The sequence below is a fragment of the Rhizobacter sp. P2_H3 genome, assembly GCF_056403355.1.
The window spans coordinates 1-3008 of record NZ_JBFUFQ010000394.1; the positions used below are offsets into that span (position 1 = coordinate 1).

The 3008-nt window shown below is 73.7% G+C and carries 3 protein-coding genes; 2 read left to right on the top strand and 1 reads right to left on the bottom strand.

Going from position 1 to position 3008, the window contains the following annotated elements:
- Positions 1–1026: HAD-IC family P-type ATPase (locus AC1D1T_RS31430; protein WP_477993279.1), on the bottom strand; the 1026-nt coding region annotated here is incomplete at its 3' end.
- Positions 1027–1160: 134 nt separating this feature from the next.
- Between AC1D1T_RS31430 and AC1D1T_RS31435 the strand changes: the two genes are divergently transcribed.
- Positions 1161–2006, top strand: a complete 846-nt coding sequence (locus AC1D1T_RS31435; protein WP_477842356.1) for a universal stress protein — start codon at positions 1161–1163, stop codon at positions 2004–2006.
- A gap of 3 nt (positions 2007–2009) precedes the next feature.
- Positions 2010–3008: CoA-binding protein (locus tag AC1D1T_RS31440; protein WP_477993281.1), on the top strand; the 999-nt coding region annotated here is incomplete at its 3' end.

Consider the following 3008-nt stretch of genomic DNA (forward strand, 5'->3'; position numbering starts at 1 on the left):
CTCCAGCCCTTCACCCACGCACGCCAGCGCGGCCCAGCGCAGCGCGTCGTCGCCGCAGGTCTCGACGACCGTCATGCGGTTGCAGGTCAGCGTGCCGGTCTTGTCGACGCACAGCACGCTGGCCGTACCGAGCGCCTCGATGGCCTGCGGCTGGCGCGTCAGCACCTGCTGCCGCGCCAGCCGCCAGGCGCCGAGCGCGAGCATCACCGTCCAGACCACCGCGAACTCCTCCGGCACGATCGCCATCGCGAGCGTCAGCCCGACCAGCAGCCCGCCGGTCCACGAACCGTCTCGCCACGCGAACACCGCCGCCGCCACGAGGCAGGTCGCGAGCGCCACCAGCGCGACGCGGCGCACCAGCACGTCGAGCTGGCGGCGCAGCCGGCTCGGCGGCGGCTGCAGCTGCCGGAGCGAACCTCCGATGCGCCCGAGCGCGGTGTGCACGCCGGTGCCGGTGACGACCGCGACGCCGTCGCCCTGCACCACCAGCGTGCCGGACATCAGCTGCCGCGCTTGCGGGCCGTCGCCGCCCTTGTCGACCGGCACCGATTCGCCGCTCAGCATCGATTCGTCGATCCGCAGGCCCTGCGTCTCGATCAGCAGCGCGTCGCAGGCGAGGCGGTCGCCCTCCTGCACGACGAGCCGGTCGCCGCGCACCAGCTCGTGGCTCGCGATGCGCCGCGCGACGCCGTCGCGCACCACGGTGCTGCGCGGGCTGGCCAGCTCCTGCAGCGCCTCCAGCACCGCCTGCGTGCGCAGCGCCTGCACCACCGAGATCGCGGCCACCAGCACCAGCGAGCCGCCGAGCACCAGCGCGTCGACGGCGTTGCCGAGCAGCCCGTACGTCATCGCGCACGCGAGCAGCAGCAGCACCATCGGTTGCGTCAGCACCTCGCGCAGCACCGCGGCGGCGCTGCGGTGCTGCGGCGGCGGCAGGCGGTTCGGGCCGTCGCGCCGCCATCGCGCGGCGGCTTCGGCATCGCTCAGGCCCGCAGGCCCCGTCATCGCCAGCTCGGCATCGTTCATCGGTGGTCCCTGGACAAGTGATCGCACTGTCCCCGCCGCTCGTCGAAGCGATCTTGCGTTGCGTCAATGCATCCGCCACGCGGCGCCCTAGATTGGCATCCGAACGATCCAGTGACCGTCACGAGGCCCGCACCATGAGCTACCGCAGCATCCTCCTGTACCTTGACCAGAGCCCGACCTGCGACGCCCGCACGCAGGCCGCCATCCGCCTGGCACGGCGGCTGGATTGCCACCTCGCGGGGCTCGCGCCGACCGGCCTGCTCGACCTGCCGGGTTCGCCGGGCGCGACGCTCAGCGACCTGGCCGCGCTCGCATGGGACAGCCTGCGCGACGAGGCCGAGCGCGCCGCCGACCGCTTCCGCGATGCCTGCGTCGCCGGCGGGCTTCGCTCGGCCGAGACGGTGATCGACGAGGCCGAGCCGGCCGCGTCGCTGATCGCCCATGCGCACTGCAGCGACCTGACCGTGCTGACGCAGGCCGATCCGTCGGCTCCCGGCCACCGCGGCGCACGCGCGGTGGTCGAGCAGGTGCTGCTGTACAGCGCCCGCCCGACGCTGCTGCTGCCGCATGCCTGCTCGCCGCAGGCGCTGGAGAAGATCGGCAGCAAGGCGATCGTCGCGTGGGACGAGAGCTGCGAGGCGGTGCGCGCCCTCAACGACGCGCTGCCACTGCTGCAGCAGGCGAGCGCCGTCGAGGTGGTGCGCTGGAACCCGCCCCGGCCTGCTGCCGGCGAACCGGCGGTGCCGCGGCTGGACGCACTGCGCCAGTGGCTCGCCTGGCACGGCGTGGCGGCCGACATGCGCGTGGAGACGACCTCGATCGACGTCGCCGACGCGTTGCTGTCGCACGCGGCCGACTTCGGCGCCGATCTCATCGTGATGGGCGCCTACGGGCATTCGCGTTGGACCGAACGGGTGCTGGGCGGCGTGACGCGGCAGCTGATCGGCAGCGCGACCGTGCCGCTGCTGATGTCACACTGACGCATGAGCGTCCGCCACCTCGATCACCTGCTGGAACCCCGATCCATCGCCGTCGCCGGGGCCTCCGACCGCCCGGCCAGCGTCGGCGCCACCGTCTGGCGCAACCTGCGCGGCGGCTTCAAGGGCCCGCTGCACGCCCTCAACCTGCGGTTGCGCACGCTCGACGGGCAGCCTGTCTTCACCCGCCCCGACCAGCTGCCGGCCGCGCCCGACCTCGCGGTGCTGTGCACGCCGCCCGAGACGCTGGTGGCGCTGATCGACCAGTTCGGTCGCCTCGGCACGCGCGCCGCCATCGTGATGACGGCCGGGCTGAGCGCCGCGCAGAAGCAGGCGGTGCTCGAGGCGGCCCGCCCGCACGTGCTGCGCATCCTCGGGCCGAACTGCCTCGGCCTGCTGACGCCGCGCCTGGGCTTGAACGCGAGCTTCGCGCACACCGATGCGCTGGACGGCAACCTCGCCTTCATCTCGCAATCGGGCGCGCTGGTCACCGCGGTGCTCGACTGGGCCCGGGCACGCCGCGTCGGCTTCTCGCACCTGGTGTCGCTCGGCGAGCATGCGGATGTCGATTTCGGCGACCTGCTCGACCACCTGGCGAGCGATGCGCACACGCGCGCGATCCTGCTCTACATCGAATCGATCGGCGGATCGACCGGCACGGTGCGCAAGTTCATGTCGGCCGCGCGTGCCGCGGCGCGCAACAAGCCGGTGATCGTCGTGAAGGCCGGCCGCGCCGGCAACGGCCTGCGCGCGGCGGCCTCGCACACCGGCGCGCTGGCGGGCTCCGACATCGTGTTCGACGCCGCGATCCGCCGTGCCGGCATGCTGCGCGTGGACACGCTGCAGGAGCTGTTCGTCGCGGCGCAGACGCTGGCGCGCTTCGGTGCCAACCGCGACGACGCGCTGACGCTCGTCACCAACGGCGGCGGCGCCGGCGTGCTGGCCGCCGATGCGGCCGCGCGCGCCGGCGTGCCGCTGGCCGAGCCCACGACAGCGCTGCTGGCA

Bases quoted from the DNA above. Each gene is read 5' to 3' on its own strand.
- AC1D1T_RS31435 (WP_477842356.1), top strand. From the start codon at position 1,161: ATGAGCTACCGCAGCATCCTCCTGTACCTTGACCAGAGCCCGACCTGC.